The following is a 14,819-nucleotide window of genomic DNA, read 5'->3' as shown; positions in this document are numbered from 1 at the left end:
TGTCCATGGCTACCCTGCATACCCAGCTCAACCCCCGTTCAGCGGAGTTCGCCACCAACAGCGCGGCGATGCTCAAGCAGGTCGACGCGTTGCACACCCTGCTCGCCCAAGTGGCGCAAGGTGGCGGCCCGAAGGCTCAGGAACGCCACACCTCGCGGGGCAAACTGCTGCCTCGCGAGCGCATCAACCGCTTGCTCGATCCGGGCTCGCCGTTTCTGGAAATCAGCCAACTGGCGGCGTATGAGGTGTATGGCGAAGACGTCCCCGCTGCGGGCGTGATTGCCGGGATCGGTCGCGTGGAAGGCGTCGAATGCATGATCGTCGCCAACGACGCCACGGTGAAAGGTGGCTCGTATTACCCGCTGACCGTGAAAAAACACCTGCGCGCCCAGACCATCGCCCAGCAGAACCGTCTGCCGTGCATCTACCTGGTGGATTCGGGCGGCGCCAACCTGCCGCGTCAGGATGAAGTGTTCCCGGACCGCGAGCACTTCGGCCGGATCTTCTTCAACCAGGCCAACATGAGCGCCATGGGCATTCCGCAGATTGCCGTGGTCATGGGTTCCTGCACCGCTGGCGGCGCCTACGTGCCGGCGATGGCCGACGAAGCGATCATGGTCCGCGAGCAAGCGACGATCTTCCTCGCCGGCCCGCCGCTGGTGAAGGCCGCGACCGGTGAAGTGGTCAGCGCCGAGGACCTCGGCGGGGCCGATGTGCACTGCAAGATTTCCGGGGTGGCCGACCATTACGCCGAGAGCGATGAACACGCCCTGGCCCTGGCACGCCGCAGCGTCGCCAACCTCAACTGGCGCAAACAAGGCGAGGTTCAACAACGCACGCCGATCGCCCCGCTCTACAGCAGCGACGAGTTGTACGGCGTGGTGCCGGCCGATGCCAAGCAGCCGTTCGACGTGCGCGAAGTCATCGCGCGACTGGTGGACGGGTCGGTGTTCGACGAGTTCAAGGCGCTGTTCGGGACAACGCTGGTCTGCGGTTTTGCTTACCTGCACGGTTACCCGATCGCGATCCTCGCCAACAACGGCATTCTATTCGCTGAAGCGGCGCAGAAAGGCGCGCACTTCATTGAACTGGCATGCCAGCGCGGCATTCCGTTGTTGTTCCTGCAAAACATCACCGGCTTCATGGTCGGCCAGAAATACGAAGCCGGCGGTATTGCCAAGCACGGCGCGAAACTGGTGACGGCGGTGGCTTGCGCCAAGGTGCCGAAGTTTACGGTAATCATCGGCGGCAGCTTCGGTGCCGGTAACTACGGCATGTGCGGTCGCGCCTACGATCCGCGCTTCCTGTGGATGTGGCCAAACGCACGCATCGGGGTGATGGGCGCCGAACAGGCGGCCGGCGTGCTGGTGCAGGTCAAGCGCGAACAGGCCGAACGCAGCGGCCATGGTTTCAGTGCCGAGCAGGAAGCCGAGATCAAGCAACCGATCCTCGACCAGTACGAAGAACAGGGTCACCCCTACTATTCCAGCGCGCGCCTGTGGGACGACGGTGTCATCGACCCGGCCCAGACCCGCGACGTACTGGCCCTGGCCTTGTCCGCGTCGTTGAACGCGCCAATCGAACCGAGCCGCTTCGGCGTGTTCCGGATGTGATTTTTTTGTTGTAGGAGCGAGCCTGCTCGCGATGGACGTTAACGATAACGCGTGTTTTCTGAAAAAACGCGCCGCCCTGTAGCCCATCGCGAGCAAGCTCGCTCCTACACAAGAACCGTGGAGACGGACGAATATGAGCGACTTCAACACCCTCGAACTGCTGAGCGATCCGCGTGGTTTTGCCACCCTGTGGCTCAGCCGTGAAGAAAAGAACAACGCCTTCAACGCCGAAATGATCCGCGAACTGATCATCGCCCTCGACAAAGTCGCGAGCGATGCCAGCCTGCGCTTTCTGATCGTGCGCGGCCGTGGCAAGCATTTCAGCGCCGGCGCTGACCTGGCCTGGATGCAGCAATCGGCCGAACTCGATTACGCCACCAACCTCGATGACGCCCGGGAACTGGCGGAGTTGATGTACAACCTGGCCAAACTCAAAGTGCCGACCCTGGCCGTGGTGCAAGGTGCAGCCTTCGGCGGCGCGCTGGGCCTGATCAGTTGCTGCGACATGGCCATCGGTGCCGATGATGCGCAGTTCTGCCTGTCGGAAGTGCGCATCGGCCTGGCACCCGCGGTGATCAGCCCATTCGTGGTGCAAGCCATCGGCGAGCGTGCGACCCGGCGTTATGCCCTGACGGCTGAGCGCTTTGGCGGGCAACGGGCACGGGAAATCGGCCTGTTGTCGGAGAGCTATGCAAGTGCCGAGCTCGAACAGAAAGTCGAGCAGTGGATCGACAACCTGCTGCTCAACAGCCCGGCGGCCATGCGCGCCAGCAAGGATCTGTTGCGCGAAGTCGGAGACGGCTCATTGACCCCGGCATTGCGCCGCTACACCGAAAACGCCATCGCCCGCATCCGCGTCAGCCCCGAAGGCCAGGAAGGCCTGCGTGCCTTCCTGCAAAAACGTCCGCCGAGCTGGCAAGCCGAAACCACCAAGGAGCCCCGTTGATGAGCGCACCTGTCCTCACCACCCTGCTGGTGGCCAACCGTGGCGAAATCGCTTGCCGGGTGATGCGCACCGCCAAGGCCCTGGGCCTGACGACCGTGGCCGTGCACAGCGCCACCGACCGTGACGCCCGGCACAGCCGCGAAGCCGACATTCGCGTTGACCTGGGCGGCAGCAAAGCCGCCGACAGCTATCTGCAGATCGACAAACTGATCGCCGCCGCCAAGGCCAGCGGCGCCCAGGCGATTCACCCTGGCTATGGTTTTCTGTCGGAGAACGCCGGATTCGCCCGCGCCATCGAAAACGCCGGCCTGATTTTCCTCGGCCCACCTGCCTCTGCCATCGACGCCATGGGCAGCAAATCCGCGGCCAAAGCCTTGATGGAAACCGCCGGCGTGCCACTGGTGCCCGGTTATCACGGCGAAGCCCAGGACCTGGAAACCTTCCGCGCCGCCTGCGAACGCATCGGCTACCCGGTGCTGCTCAAGGCCACCGCGGGCGGCGGCGGCAAAGGCATGAAAGTGGTCGAGGACGTCAGCCAGCTGGCCGAAGCCCTGGCCTCGGCCCAGCGCGAGGCGCAATCGTCGTTCGGCGATTCGCGGATGCTGGTGGAGAAATACCTGCTCAAGCCACGTCACGTGGAAATCCAGGTGTTCGCCGACCAACACGGCAACTGCCTGTACCTCAATGAGCGTGACTGCTCGATTCAGCGCCGGCACCAGAAAGTCGTCGAAGAAGCCCCGGCACCGGGCCTGAGCCCGGAACTGCGGCGCGCCATGGGGGAAGCGGCCGTGCGTTCGGCGCAGGCCATCGGCTACGTCGGTGCCGGCACCGTTGAGTTTTTGCTGGATGCGCGCGGCGAGTTCTTCTTCATGGAGATGAACACCCGCCTGCAAGTCGAACACCCCGTCACCGAAGCCATCACCGGTCTCGACCTGGTGGCCTGGCAGATTCGTGTGGCGCGCGGCGAAGCGTTGCCGATGACTCAGGATCAGGTGCCGCTGGTGGGCCACGCGATCGAAGTGCGGCTGTACGCCGAAGATCCGGGCAATGATTTCCTGCCGGCGACCGGTCGCCTGGAGCTGTATCGCGAATCCGCCCCGGGGTCTGGGCGCCGGGTGGACAGCGGCGTTGAAGAAGGCGATGAAATTTCGCCGTTCTACGACCCGATGCTCGGCAAACTGATTGCCTGGGGCGAGGATCGTGAACAGGCACGGTTGCGCCTGCTGAGCATGCTCGACGAGTTCGCCATCGGCGGATTGAAGACCAACATCAACTTCCTGCGGCGCATCATCGGTCACCCGGCGTTCGCCGCTGCCGAACTCGATACCGGCTTCATTCCGCGCTATCAGGAACAGTTGCTGCCAGAGCCAGCACAACTCGGCGATGAGTTCTGGCAAGCCGCCGCCCAGGCATTTGCCCAGAGCCAGCCGCATGCAACCCGTGCCGATGACCCGGGTTCACCGTGGGCGGCGCCTAATGGTCTGCGTGCCGGTTTGCCGAGAGAGATCACTCTGCACTTGAGTTGTGAAGGCCAGGACCGTGCACTGACGCTGGGCGATATCAATGCTGACAGTGCCCGGCTCAAGGGTGAGCATCTGTTGACCGAGCAGGCTGGCGTGCGTCGTCAACACCGCGCAATACGCCGTGGCGAGCATGTGTATTTGCAGTGGGATGGCGAATTGCACCGCATCGAGGCCTACGACCCGATCAGCGCCGTCGAGGCCAGCCACAGCCATCAGGGCGGGCTGACCGCACCGATGAACGGCAGCATCGTCCGCGTGCTGGTGGAGGCCGGGCAATCGGTCGAGGCCGGGGCGCAGTTGGTGGTACTGGAAGCGATGAAGATGGAGCACAGCATTCGCGCGCCCCATGCCGGGGTGATCAAGGCGCTGTATTGCCAGGAAGGCGAGATGGTCAGCGAAGGCAGTGCGCTGGTCGAACTGGAAGAAGCGTGAAATGAAGATCGGTCCTGCGCATTGCCAGGACCGATCTGATCAGAACCTGGCTGTTGCCTGAACCACTACGCCGATGATTCGACACTCATCGGCGTACAAGGCTTTCGGATACGTCGGATTGAGCGGGACCAGATAACGCTGACCACCCTCTTCGATCAGCTTGCGAAACGTGGCTTCGGTGCTGTCCGGCCACTGGGCAATGACCAGTTTGCCAGGCACGGCTTCCACAGCCGGGTCCACCAGGATCAGCATGCCTTCCGGGATGCTGATGCCATTGGGCGCGGTCATCGCATCGCCCGCCACTCGCAACCAGAATGCCGGCCCCCGGGCGTGGTAATCGGACAGTTCATAGCGCTCCTTGCCATACACCGGGACCTCGCCGTCGCGCACTTCGGCAGGCTCGTGCCAGTCACTGATCGGGTAGCGAAAGTACGGGTTGTACTTGTGAGTCAGGGGGATTTCGTCGTCGGTTGACGCCTGCGGTTCCCTGATCACCAGCGCCACTTCGAGAAACTCCAGACCCAGCGCCTGCAACACACGGTTCATGTCTTCGATGCCGGGTTCACGACGTTTGTTGAGCCAGTGGCCAATGCCGCCCTGGGACATCCCGAGGCGCTCGGCGAGTATCTCTTGAGTGATTTTGAGTTCACTCATCTTGGCCTTGACCAATTCAATCCATTTATCCATGTGCGGCACGATACGTGGGCGACTCCGACCATCAAAACACAAATTGTAGTATTTAAATCCTCGTCACAAATACAGTTCGTATTAGGATCGACTCACGGATCTGAATCTAACACGGAGCTTGCCATCGCCATGAACCCACCCGCCAATGACCTGCCGGACGCGCAAATCGACACCACCCTCACCTCATCCCTGGACTCGGCGGCGGCACAACGCGCGCTGGACTATTACTTGAAACCTGCCGTTTCGGAGGAAGTGGCCGAGTCGCGTTTTTTTGATGTCAACCGCAACATCAGCGGCGAAGAGGCGCTGGTCCATGCCTTGGACCTGTTGCGCTGTGCAGCCGCCACCGCGTACGAATCAGCCAGTCACCTGCAAGGCGCAAACCGCGACCTGGCGTTTTCGACGGTGCACATGATCGACATGGCCAAGGCGATGGTCGATCGCTCGCTGGAAAAGTATGAAAACGCTTGAAGTGAGAAGGCAAATCGAGAGGACAGGAAAGAATTTTCCTGTCGCGCAGGTAAAAATGCTTGACCCGCAAACGAGAATGATTATTATTGCTGCAACTGGTCGCGAGATCAGTCGATGGACCAGGTGACCTTAGGTCGGTCTCCTGGACTATCTCCTCATCAGGCTAATCACGGTTTTTGACCCGGCTTTTTGCCGGGTCTTTTTTTGCCAGTTTTTTCTGGCTTTGGCTTCAGGCTAATGAAGTCTTTGGGTGCCGCAAATTCGATGGCGCGGATGATATCAAAAGAATGCCAGTTGGCAAGAGTGGCCCGGAATCATGGGTTCAAACCAGCGACAGATAGCACTTGAGAATCAATCGCATAGCCTCTAAGCTGCGTCAGCGTCAAGGAGGACGCCCCCACCTCTGCAGCCCGCAATTTCCCTCGGTTTCACCCCCTCTTGCGTGTAAAGTAGCCGCGATAAAAATCATATTCAGGACCCGATTATGACCGTGGGCAAATCCTCTTTCGACATCAGTGCCAACTTCGACAGCGGCAACATCCAAGTCATCGACATCAGCGATCCGCTCAAACCGCTTCTGGCCATTCGCCCGGACACCCGCAGTGCCCATTTCCAGTGGTTCCACTTCAAGGCCAGCGGCCTGCATGTCGGCCAGGAGCACTGGTTTCGCCTGAACAATGCCAGCCAGTCCTCCTATAACAAGGCCTGGACCGGCTATCAGGCGGTGGCGTCCTACGATCACGTCAACTGGTTCCGCGTACCCACCATTTTCGAAGGCGACTGCCTGCGTTTCAGCCTCGAAGCCGAGCAGACCCACGCCTGGTTCGCCTACTTCGAACCCTACAGCCGTGGCCGTCACGACTGGCTGATCGAGCAGGCGCTGAGCAAGGCCGGTACCGAACTGCTGGCCACCGGCAAGAGTGTCGAAGGCCGTGACATCCAGTTGTTACGCAAAGGCACCGGGGCCGAAGGTCGACGCAAGGTGTGGATGATTGCCCAGCAACATCCGGGCGAACACATGGCCGAGTGGTTCATGGAAGGCGTGATCGAACGCCTGGAAAAACACGACGACCCGGTGCTGAACAAACTCCTGGCCAGCGCCGACCTGTACCTGGTGCCGAACATGAACCCGGACGGCGCCTTCCACGGCCACCTGCGCACCAACGCCATGGGCCAGGACCTCAATCGTGCCTGGCAGAGCGCCAGCCAGGAAATCAGCCCGGAGGTCCTGTTCGTTCAGCAGCAGATGGAAAAGTACGGCGTCGATATGTTTCTCGACGTCCATGGTGACGAGGAAATCCCTCACGTGTTCACCGCCGGCTGCGAAGGCAATCCAGGCTACACGCCGCGGATCGAAAAGCTCGAGGAGCACTTCCGCAGCCACCTGAAGCACACCACCAAAGACTTCCAGACCAAGTACGGCTACACCCGCGACGAACCGGGCCAGGCCAACATGACGCTGGCCTGCAACAGCGTTGGCCAGAAGTACGACTGCCTGTCGCTGACCCTGGAAATGCCGTTCAAGGATCATGATGATCATCCGAATCCGTTGACGGGCTGGTCGGGCAAGCGGTCGAAGCAGTTGGGGAAGGATGTGCTGACCACGCTTGCGGATATGGTCGATACCCTGCGCTGATTCGATTACATAGTGACGTGGCCTGACAATAGGCCGCGTCACTCACTTGAGCATTTATGGCCTTGCAACAACGGAATTGCTCGGGACTGAAACCAGTCCAATAGAACTAACAGCCTTAACAAAGTACAGTGCCTCCCCTGAAATATTGGTTGCGGTAAACGTTAGCGCTGTACTGTCTCCAATTTTTTTTGGCAAGGGGTCCAAAGCAACGTTCACACGGTATATTTCATATTGAACGGCTTCAGGTGATGCGTTCCAGCTAAAAGTAATCGTACTAGCAGTTGACCCAACTTTGGCAAAGTTTCCTGGCGCGGTTGGCCGGGAGGGAGCGTAAGAGGATAGCCGCTCAGCATTTTCGCGCCATATACGCGCTGTATCTGCGGTTACAGCATCCCCACGCGGCAAACCGAACTCATCGCTCAGAGCAGGTGTTGAATAGTACCCCGTTGACTCTCCACACAAAATCGTAGAAGTCTTCCCATTGTTATACCCATAATGGTATTTAGCCCCGCCGTTGGAATTGCAATGAATACTTCCAGCATTGTGACCTACCTCATGCCTATACGTATTGATGCTACGTGCCAATCCAATACCCGCACGGCCTCCTATATTCCCCCAACCTGTGGCCGTATCCTCTGGAGTCGAATCAAAAAAACCATAAATTATGTCAGGTACGTATTCGGCCATGCCTGCAGAAAAAATCATTCTTAATTGCCCCAGGGTCCCGGTCGTTGTTGGGTAATTCTGCTCCACTACCTGAATCCCGACCAATCTAAGTGAAACATTGGAGACCTCTGAGATTCTCAAGGCTAAGTTAACAGACTCTATTTGTGATAACGCATGGGCCATCACATCCCCGCCTACTCGATTAACCGCCGCACGAGAATAGCCCAACAAGACATCAACAATTTTGGGATCCTCGCTGGCTGAATTTACCAGCGCCGTGGCAACTTTTTCATCGGGACTTGGAATGCCGTCCTCGACTGCCGGATCAAATTTTGGCTCTGGACTAAACGTACTCAAGCCTTGTTTGTTGACTAAAAACAGCCCGCTTTTGCCTGGCTTATTGACTAACGAGACAAGACTTCCATTTGCCGAACGCACCGTCACCAGCGAACCCTCGGACTTATCTGGCATGCGCAGCTTGCCACTCTCAACGGTATAACCATCAATAACCTTCGAACTCGAACGTTCGAAAACCGCCGGCGCAATCAAATCCGCATACAGCTCTGCTGTCGATTTACTCGCAACATTTTCGACAACCCAGCTTTTCGGTTCTCCGGAGTCAGTCGTCGGCGGATGCGCACAAGCACCGAGTATCACCGCCAAACACACTAACGACAGCCCGAAAAAAGCGCGTCGTATGGAACGCACGCCTGCAGTCTTGAACATGGTTCGTCTCCCTGAATGGCACGATCAGTGCTGTCCGACTGGCCCCATTCGGGACCACTGCAGTCTTTGAGCATTGAACGTGCTTTTTCAGATCAGCGAAACTGTCAGAGTTGACAGGTAAGCAGACGATCACCCTGTGACAAAAGCCAAATCACAGCCCAGCGAGATCAACCGCGATCCTTACCCCGCAACATACTGTCCAGCACTTCATCTCGCCGCACCCAACCGTGAAACAACGCCGCCGCCAGATGCAGCAACACGGTCAGAAACAACAGATACGCCAGATACCCATGCGCCTTGCGCAAAAACGCAAACAGCTGTGCATTCGCCGACACAATCGACGGCAGTTGCAACGAACTGCTGAGCATGACCGGTTCGCCCGATGCCGAAATCATCGCCCAGCCAAGCAACGGCAAGACCAGCATCAGTGCATACAACAAGACATGCGAGGCCTTGGCCGCCAGCGCTTGCCAACCCGGCAGATCCGCCGGCAGCGGAGGCTGCGTGGTAGAGAAACGCACCACCAGACGCACGATTACCAACAGCAAAATCGCGACCCCCAAGGGTTTGTGCAAATGGATCAGCCATTCATGCCGCTCGGAAACCGAGGCGACCATGCCGGCACCGATAAACAGCATGGCGATGATCATCAGTGCCATCAGCCAGTGCAGCAGGCGTGCCAGCGGGGCGAAGTGGTTCGGTTGAGTGCTCATTGCCGGGTCTCCTGTGTGGCGGCGGGCAACTGGCTGACTTCGCTGGTGCGACGCAGGTAGGAATTGGCGTAACCGGCTGAACGAGCGGCAAGCAACGGGTCGTCGGAACCTTCGATTCCGGCAGGCAACACCAGCGGATCGTAATTGATGTCACGGCATTCGCCGTTGAGTTGCGGCTGAGTCTTTTCAAGCACCAGAGTGCCAGCGTTCAATACCTTGCGTCCTTCGGGCCAGGCCTTGCTGGCGTCGTTCACCGGATCGCCGGGGTTGGCCAGGGTGATGTTCAACTGCCAGCGCAACGGGCCTGCGGCGATTCGCTCGACCAGGTCTTTCTCCAGGAAATCACTACCCTCCGGCGCCGTGGCCCCGGGTGCGTCCTGGGCCAGAGGCACCATGTTCCAGCGCACGGCCTGACGTTGGCCCGCCGCGTTGACCAGGTAGAACGCATTGACGCTGTTGTAGTTTTCGGTCACATAACTGGCCGACGGCTTGGCGGTTTTGATCCAGGCCAGGAAAGGTGCCGCTTCGGGGTGCGAAGCAAAGAATGCGGGCACAGCCTTGGGGTCCGGTTTGCCGGTGGCCGGGTCTGGTGACTGGGCTTTTTGCAATTGATAGAACGCCTCGGGCGTGCCCACCGGGAACACCGGCATGCTGTTCATCCCGGTGCGCCACTGCTGGCCGTTGGCCTGAGTGAAGCGCAAGGCCATGCTGCGGATCGGCACGGCACTGTCCGGCGCGTAGGGGTTACCGGCCGGCAAGGCGAAACGCCCGACCACCGGCGTCTGCGCCTCATTGAAGACCTGAGCGGTGGAATAGCTGCGCGCCTCACCGCTGCTTTCGAAGTGCCCGATCACGCACACGCCTTTTGAATGGTTGCGACGGAAACCCGGATGCACGCCGTTGTTGGTTTCCAGCACGTTGATCAGTTTCTTCGGGGTCAGGCGCTGTGGGTCGAAGGTGCCGTTGACGTAGGCAAACGCCCCTGCCAGTGCGGCAACGACCACGGCAATGCCAGCCAGACGCAACGTCAGGCTTGCCGCACTCAAGGGTGGCCGGATGGGCGGTGATGATCGATCTACCATGAAAGACTCCAGGGCCATCGGCCACAAGTGAGAAGAATCAAGCAGACGAACCGCAGGCAGGTTTATTCCCACACGCGGTATTTATTTTTTCAGACGTGGAATAACCTCGAGTACCGGGCGTCTTCCTAGTCCCAAGCGTAGTGACTAGCCAGAACTTCATGAACGATATCGACGAACAACTGAGAGAAATTATTCCCAGATTGCGGCGATTTGCTGTGTCGTTGACACGCAACTCCAGCAGCGCCGACGATCTGGTGCAAGCCAGTCTGGAGCGGGCACTGTCGAGTTGGGCTGGCAAACGCGCCGAGGGCGACTTGCGCGCCTGGCTGTTCTCGATTCTGTATCGGCAGTTTCTCGATGCGCACCGCCGCTCCCGGCGCTACGCGCGCATGCTCGATTTTTTCACCGGCCGTGACGATGCCCAGCCCTCGGTGGAGCGCACCGTCATTGCTCAATCGACCCTCAATGCCTTCGATCAACTGCCCACCGAACAACGCGCGCTGCTGCTCTGGGTCTCGGTAGAAGGCTTGAGTTACAAAGAGGTCGCCGAGATTCTCGACGTCCCCACCGGCACCGTGATGTCCCGCCTGTCCCGGGCTCGCCAAGCCCTGCGCCAACTCAGCGATGGCGAAATCAACCGCCCATCCCTGCGGAGACTCAAATGATCAGCATGCCCCCCAGCGAGCGAGACCTGCACGCCTACGTCGACCACCAACTGAGCGACGCCGACCGGCGCCTGATGGAGACATTTCTGGCCAGTAACCCGCCCGTGGCGGCACAAGTGCGCGCCTGGCAGCAGGATGCCCAGACACTGCGCGCGGCCTTGAGTGGCGCCTTGCAACAACCGTCGAACCCGGACCTGGATCCGGTGGTGATACGCCAGCGCCTCAAACGCCAATCCCGTCGACACCTGGCCACTGCCGCGGTATTGATCATCGCCGTCAGCGTCGGCGGTTTCAGCGGTTGGCAAGCGCGGGAGATGACACTTGCGAGCCCCCAGCTTCCAATGACCGATGCCCTGCAGGCGTATCGCCTGATTGCCCAGCAAGGCATCCTGCCGGCGGATTACAAGGCCGGCGACGACGGTGACATGCAAGGTTGGCTCGACCGCTACTTCACCCGGGCCAATCGCCTGCCCGACCTCTCGGGGGCCGGGTTCAAGCCGGCCAGCGGGCGTTTGCTGAGTACCGAGCAAGGCCCGGCAGCGATGGTGGTCTACGAGAATCAGGGCGGGCAGAAAATCAGCTTCTATGTGCGCCCGCCAGGACCGAAAAACTTCCTGCTGCCCCGTGGCAGCCGTAGCGATGGAGACCTGCAGGCCGAGTACTGGTCGGGTGCTGGCTACAACTATGCGATGGTCAGCCCGGCGGACACAGCGGCGGCGCGGATGCTCAAGCAGACCACTCGGTTCTGATCCCCCTCTGCGGGAGCGAGCTTGCTCCCACAGGGTTTGCGGTGTTCCTTCAGAACCCGGTTACGGTGGCCCGGACAGGTCAACTCCGCTGGAAGCACATTCCCTGCTCTGGTTAAACTATGCCGCCGCAGCTCGGGGAGCCTGCCCGCACACCAGAGGTGACATCTCAGTGGCCGTTCGACCACCCAATCGTTCGCGAATCAAATCGCGCTGGCAATCGTTGCGTCGTCTTCTCGGCAAGGCACCGGCTGCCGGCAACGCCGAGGCAGGCGAGGCTATCCACGACTACTTTCGTCACCAGGCCCATTCCCGGGGCTACACCCTCAGTCACAGCCAGCAACGCGTGATCGACTGCATGGCCCGGCATACCTGCATGTTGATGGGCACTTCGACGCAAACCCTTCCGGGCCTTTACCTGCATGGTGCCGTGGGGCGCGGCAAGAGCTGGCTGCTCGACGGTTTTTTCCGCGCCGTTCCCCTCGCGCATAAACAACGCCTGCACTTCCATCAGTTTTTCGCCCAACTGCACCAGGGCATGTTCGAGCACCGCGATCATCCTGATGCCCTGGCGATCACCCTGGATGCCCTGCTCAGCGATTGCAGGGTGCTGTGTTTCGATGAGTTCCATGTGCACGACATCGGCGATGCGATGCTCATCACCCGGTTGTTCAAGGCACTGTTTCAGCGCGGCATCCTGTTGCTGGTCACCTCCAACTACCCGCCCGCAGGCCTGTTGCCCAATCCGCTGTACCACGCCCGCTTCAAACCGGTGATCGACTTGATCAATGCACGCATGCAAGTCATGGAAGTCGGCGGTCCACACGACTATCGCAGCCAGGTCCGCAGCCATGCGCAGCAGCTGTTCACCCAAGGCCATTATGTGTGGCCAGCCAGCGCGGTGCAGCGGCGCTCATTGAATCTGCCGGATCGCGGCGCCCCGCCCCTGTCGCTCCCCGTAGGCACCCGGCATTTCCAGGCGCGTTTGTACGATGAGCGACGCATCGGTTTCACTTTCGCCGACCTGTGCGACCAGCCTGTGGCCGTGATGGATTACCTGGAGCTGTGCCGCCGCTTCGATCGCTGGATCATCGATGACCTGCCGCGGCTCGCTGAGTGCTCGATGGCCGCCCAACAGCGCTTCATCAACCTCATCGACGTACTGTACGACCAGGACAAGCACCTGACACTGCTCGCACAACACGCCCTGCGCGAATGCCTGGACGGCGATGCCATTGATCTGGCACGCACCCGCAGTCGACTGGGGCAACTGGTCGAAGTCAGCGAGCCAGTTTGATCGATATCTTTTTGTTGCATTGACTGGCCCCTTCGCGAGCAGGCTCGCTCCCACAGTTGACCGAATTGCCCGGACGGGAGTGATCCAATGTGGGAGCGAGCCTGCTCGCGAAAGCGGTCTGACAGTCACCACATCTTTCCCGCTATCATGTCGCGCCTTTGCGGGGCCTCGTGCCTATTCCTTGATCAATAGCGAATCTGTTCATGCATACCCTTGCTCAATTGCGTGCCGGCGAGTTGTCAGGCATCACGCGGCTGGATCTGGTCGACGGCCTCACGGAATTCCCTCGGGAAATTTTCGATCTGGCGGACTCGCTGGAAGTACTCAACCTCAGCGGCAATGCCTTGAGCGCCCTGCCGGAAGACTTGCATCGCCTGACCCGTCTGCGCGTGCTGTTCTGTTCCGATAACCGCTTCACCGAGTTGCCGGCCTGCCTGGGCCAATGCGCCGCACTGACGATGATCGGCTTCAAGGCCAACCGCATCGCCCACGTGCCCGCTGCGGCACTGCCACCGCTGCTGCGCTGGCTGATCCTGACCGACAACTGCATCGAGACGCTGCCGAGCGAGTTGGGAGAGCGGCCATACCTGCAAAAGCTCATGCTCGCTGGCAACCGTTTGCACGCGCTGCCGGAGTCGTTGCGTCAGTGCCATCGGCTGGAGCTGATCCGCATCGCGGCCAACCAGTTGACCGAGTTACCGCAATGGCTGCTGGAATTGCCGAGCCTGACCTGGCTGGCCTATGCCGGTAACCCGCTGGAAACCGAAGCCGATGCCGCGGCCCTCGACGCGACACCGCGCATTGACTGGTCGGCATTGCGCCTGGAAAAACAGCTCGGCGAAGGTGCGTCCGGGGTGATCCATCAGGCGGTCTGGCAACCGGCAGAGCAACCGCCCATGGCCGTTGCGGTGAAGCTCTACAAGGGCGAAATGACCAGCGATGGTTCACCGCTGCACGAGATGAACGCCTGCATCACCGCCGGCCTGCACCCGAACCTGATCCGCGTCGAAGGGCGGATTGTCGATCATCCGCAGCAAACCGCCGGGCTGGTGATGCAACTGATCGCACCGAGTTACCGCAACCTCGCCGCACTGCCGAGCCTGGCGTCGTGCAGCCGCGACATCTACCCCGACGACTTGCGCTTCAGTGCGGCCGTGGCGCTGCGCATTGCCTCGGGCATTGCCTCGGTGGCCGAACACCTGCACAGCCATGGCATCACCCACGGCGACCTCTACGGGCACAATATCCTGTGGAATGAGCAGGGAGACTGCTTGCTGGGGGACTTTGGCGCGGCGTCGTTCCACGGGATTTCCGACAGCCTTGAAAGCCGTGCCTTGCAGCGGATCGAGGTGCGGGCGTTCGGGGTGTTGCTGGGGGAGTTGCTGGTGCGGATCGACTCGGGGTTGAGCGATGATCGGCGTGGAGTGCTGGAAGATCTGGAGCGGCGTTGCTGTCAGCCGCAGGTGCTGGCGCGGCCGGGGTTTAGCGAAGTCGTGCGGCAATTGGAAAGTCTGTGACCGCTATGCAGTCAATCGCGAGCAAGCTCGCTCCCACATTATTAGACCGCGCCCAACCAGGCAACTCGGTCAACTGTGGGAGCGAGCTTGCTCGCGATG

13 protein-coding genes are annotated in these 14,819 nt (G+C 60.3%); 9 read left to right on the top strand and 4 right to left on the bottom strand.

Annotated features, from left to right (window positions below):
* Positions 1-5 precede the first annotated feature (5 nt).
* The 3 genes from PPUTUW4_RS09020 (at position 6) to PPUTUW4_RS09010 (ending at position 4,514) form a co-directional block, all read left to right on the top strand.
* Positions 6-1,613, top strand: coding sequence for a carboxyl transferase domain-containing protein (locus tag PPUTUW4_RS09020; RefSeq protein WP_015094351.1), 1,608 nt, complete (start codon positions 6-8; stop codon positions 1,611-1,613).
* 133 nt (positions 1,614-1,746) lie between these two features.
* A complete protein-coding gene (locus tag PPUTUW4_RS09015; RefSeq protein WP_007981004.1) occupies positions 1,747-2,559 on the top strand; it encodes a gamma-carboxygeranoyl-CoA hydratase in 813 nt (270 codons plus the stop codon).
* Positions 2,559-4,514: an acetyl/propionyl/methylcrotonyl-CoA carboxylase subunit alpha gene (locus PPUTUW4_RS09010; protein WP_015094350.1), complete on the top strand. Its 1,956-nt coding sequence runs from the start codon at positions 2,559-2,561 to the stop codon at positions 4,512-4,514. Before PPUTUW4_RS09015 ends, PPUTUW4_RS09010 begins: the two co-directional genes overlap by 1 nt.
* Positions 4,515-4,553: 39 nt before the next feature.
* Here PPUTUW4_RS09010 and PPUTUW4_RS09005 read toward each other — a convergent pair whose 3' ends face one another.
* A complete protein-coding gene (locus PPUTUW4_RS09005; protein ID WP_041474816.1) occupies positions 4,554-5,201 on the bottom strand; it encodes an XRE family transcriptional regulator in 648 nt (215 codons plus the stop codon).
* Positions 5,202-5,330: 129 nt separating this feature from the next.
* Between PPUTUW4_RS09005 and PPUTUW4_RS09000 the strand changes: the two genes are divergently transcribed.
* Positions 5,331-5,672: a DUF3077 domain-containing protein gene (locus PPUTUW4_RS09000; RefSeq protein WP_015094348.1), complete on the top strand. Its 342-nt coding sequence runs from the start codon at positions 5,331-5,333 to the stop codon at positions 5,670-5,672.
* A gap of 484 nt (positions 5,673-6,156) precedes the next feature.
* On the top strand, positions 6,157-7,308 hold the full coding sequence (locus tag PPUTUW4_RS08995; protein ID WP_015094347.1) for a M14-type cytosolic carboxypeptidase: 1,152 nt from the start codon (positions 6,157-6,159) through the stop codon (positions 7,306-7,308).
* Between the two features lie 54 nt (positions 7,309-7,362).
* On the opposite strand, the gene PPUTUW4_RS27920 is transcribed toward PPUTUW4_RS08995, so the two are convergent.
* From PPUTUW4_RS27920 to PPUTUW4_RS08985, 3 genes are all read right to left on the bottom strand, one after another.
* The gene (locus tag PPUTUW4_RS27920; protein WP_015094346.1) at positions 7,363-8,700 is read right to left on the bottom strand and encodes a hypothetical protein; all 1,338 of its coding nucleotides are present in this window, start codon (positions 8,698-8,700) and stop codon (positions 7,363-7,365) included.
* Positions 8,701-8,867: 167 nt separating this feature from the next.
* The gene (locus tag PPUTUW4_RS08990) at positions 8,868-9,413 is read right to left on the bottom strand and encodes a cytochrome b (RefSeq protein WP_007976988.1); all 546 of its coding nucleotides are present in this window, start codon (positions 9,411-9,413) and stop codon (positions 8,868-8,870) included.
* A complete protein-coding gene (locus PPUTUW4_RS08985) occupies positions 9,410-10,495 on the bottom strand; it encodes a catalase family peroxidase (RefSeq protein ID WP_015094345.1) in 1,086 nt (361 codons plus the stop codon). Before PPUTUW4_RS08985 ends, PPUTUW4_RS08990 begins: the two co-directional genes overlap by 4 nt.
* A gap of 158 nt (positions 10,496-10,653) precedes the next feature.
* Between PPUTUW4_RS08985 and PPUTUW4_RS08980 the strand changes: the two genes are divergently transcribed.
* From PPUTUW4_RS08980 to PPUTUW4_RS08965, 4 genes are all read left to right on the top strand, one after another.
* Positions 10,654-11,160, top strand: coding sequence for a sigma-70 family RNA polymerase sigma factor (locus PPUTUW4_RS08980; protein WP_015094344.1), 507 nt, complete (start codon positions 10,654-10,656; stop codon positions 11,158-11,160).
* A complete protein-coding gene (locus PPUTUW4_RS08975; protein ID WP_015094343.1) occupies positions 11,157-11,909 on the top strand; it encodes an anti-sigma factor in 753 nt (250 codons plus the stop codon). Before PPUTUW4_RS08980 ends, PPUTUW4_RS08975 begins: the two co-directional genes overlap by 4 nt.
* Before the next feature lie 169 nt (positions 11,910-12,078).
* Positions 12,079-13,203, top strand: a complete 1,125-nt coding sequence (gene zapE, locus PPUTUW4_RS08970) for a cell division protein ZapE (RefSeq protein WP_015094342.1) — start codon at positions 12,079-12,081, stop codon at positions 13,201-13,203.
* Between the two features lie 203 nt (positions 13,204-13,406).
* Positions 13,407-14,720 carry a leucine-rich repeat-containing protein kinase family protein gene (locus PPUTUW4_RS08965; protein WP_015094341.1) on the top strand — a complete coding sequence of 438 codons (1,314 nt, stop codon included), beginning with the start codon at positions 13,407-13,409 and terminating at the stop codon, positions 14,718-14,720.
* Positions 14,721-14,819 lie beyond the last annotated feature (99 nt).

Source organism: Pseudomonas sp. UW4 (assembly GCF_000316175.1).
GTDB lineage: Bacteria > Pseudomonadota > Gammaproteobacteria > Pseudomonadales > Pseudomonadaceae > Aquipseudomonas > Aquipseudomonas laurylsulfatiphila.
Note: the sequence above shows the minus strand (reverse complement) of the source record. Positions and strands in the feature narration are given on the sequence as shown.

What these genes read in the sequence shown, in the direction of transcription:
- PPUTUW4_RS08980 (WP_015094344.1), top strand. Translation starts at nt 10,654, where the DNA reads ATGAACGATATCGACGAACAACTGAGAGAAATTATTCCCAGATTGCGG.
- PPUTUW4_RS08975 (WP_015094343.1), top strand. Translation starts at nt 11,157, where the DNA reads ATGATCAGCATGCCCCCCAGCGAGCGAGACCTGCACGCCTACGTCGAC.
- PPUTUW4_RS27920 (WP_015094346.1), bottom strand. Translation starts at nt 8,700, where the DNA reads ATGTTCAAGACTGCAGGCGTGCGTTCCATACGACGCGCTTTTTTCGGG.
- PPUTUW4_RS09010 (WP_015094350.1), top strand. Translation starts at nt 2,559, where the DNA reads ATGAGCGCACCTGTCCTCACCACCCTGCTGGTGGCCAACCGTGGCGAA.
- PPUTUW4_RS08965 (WP_015094341.1), top strand. Translation starts at nt 13,407, where the DNA reads ATGCATACCCTTGCTCAATTGCGTGCCGGCGAGTTGTCAGGCATCACG.
- PPUTUW4_RS08985 (WP_015094345.1), bottom strand. Translation starts at nt 10,495, where the DNA reads ATGGTAGATCGATCATCACCGCCCATCCGGCCACCCTTGAGTGCGGCA.
- PPUTUW4_RS09005 (WP_041474816.1), bottom strand. Translation starts at nt 5,201, where the DNA reads ATGGATAAATGGATTGAATTGGTCAAGGCCAAGATGAGTGAACTCAAA.
- PPUTUW4_RS09015 (WP_007981004.1), top strand. Translation starts at nt 1,747, where the DNA reads ATGAGCGACTTCAACACCCTCGAACTGCTGAGCGATCCGCGTGGTTTT.
- PPUTUW4_RS08990 (WP_007976988.1), bottom strand. Translation starts at nt 9,413, where the DNA reads ATGAGCACTCAACCGAACCACTTCGCCCCGCTGGCACGCCTGCTGCAC.
- PPUTUW4_RS09020 (WP_015094351.1), top strand. Translation starts at nt 6, where the DNA reads ATGGCTACCCTGCATACCCAGCTCAACCCCCGTTCAGCGGAGTTCGCC.
- PPUTUW4_RS08995 (WP_015094347.1), top strand. Translation starts at nt 6,157, where the DNA reads ATGACCGTGGGCAAATCCTCTTTCGACATCAGTGCCAACTTCGACAGC.
- PPUTUW4_RS09000 (WP_015094348.1), top strand. Translation starts at nt 5,331, where the DNA reads ATGAACCCACCCGCCAATGACCTGCCGGACGCGCAAATCGACACCACC.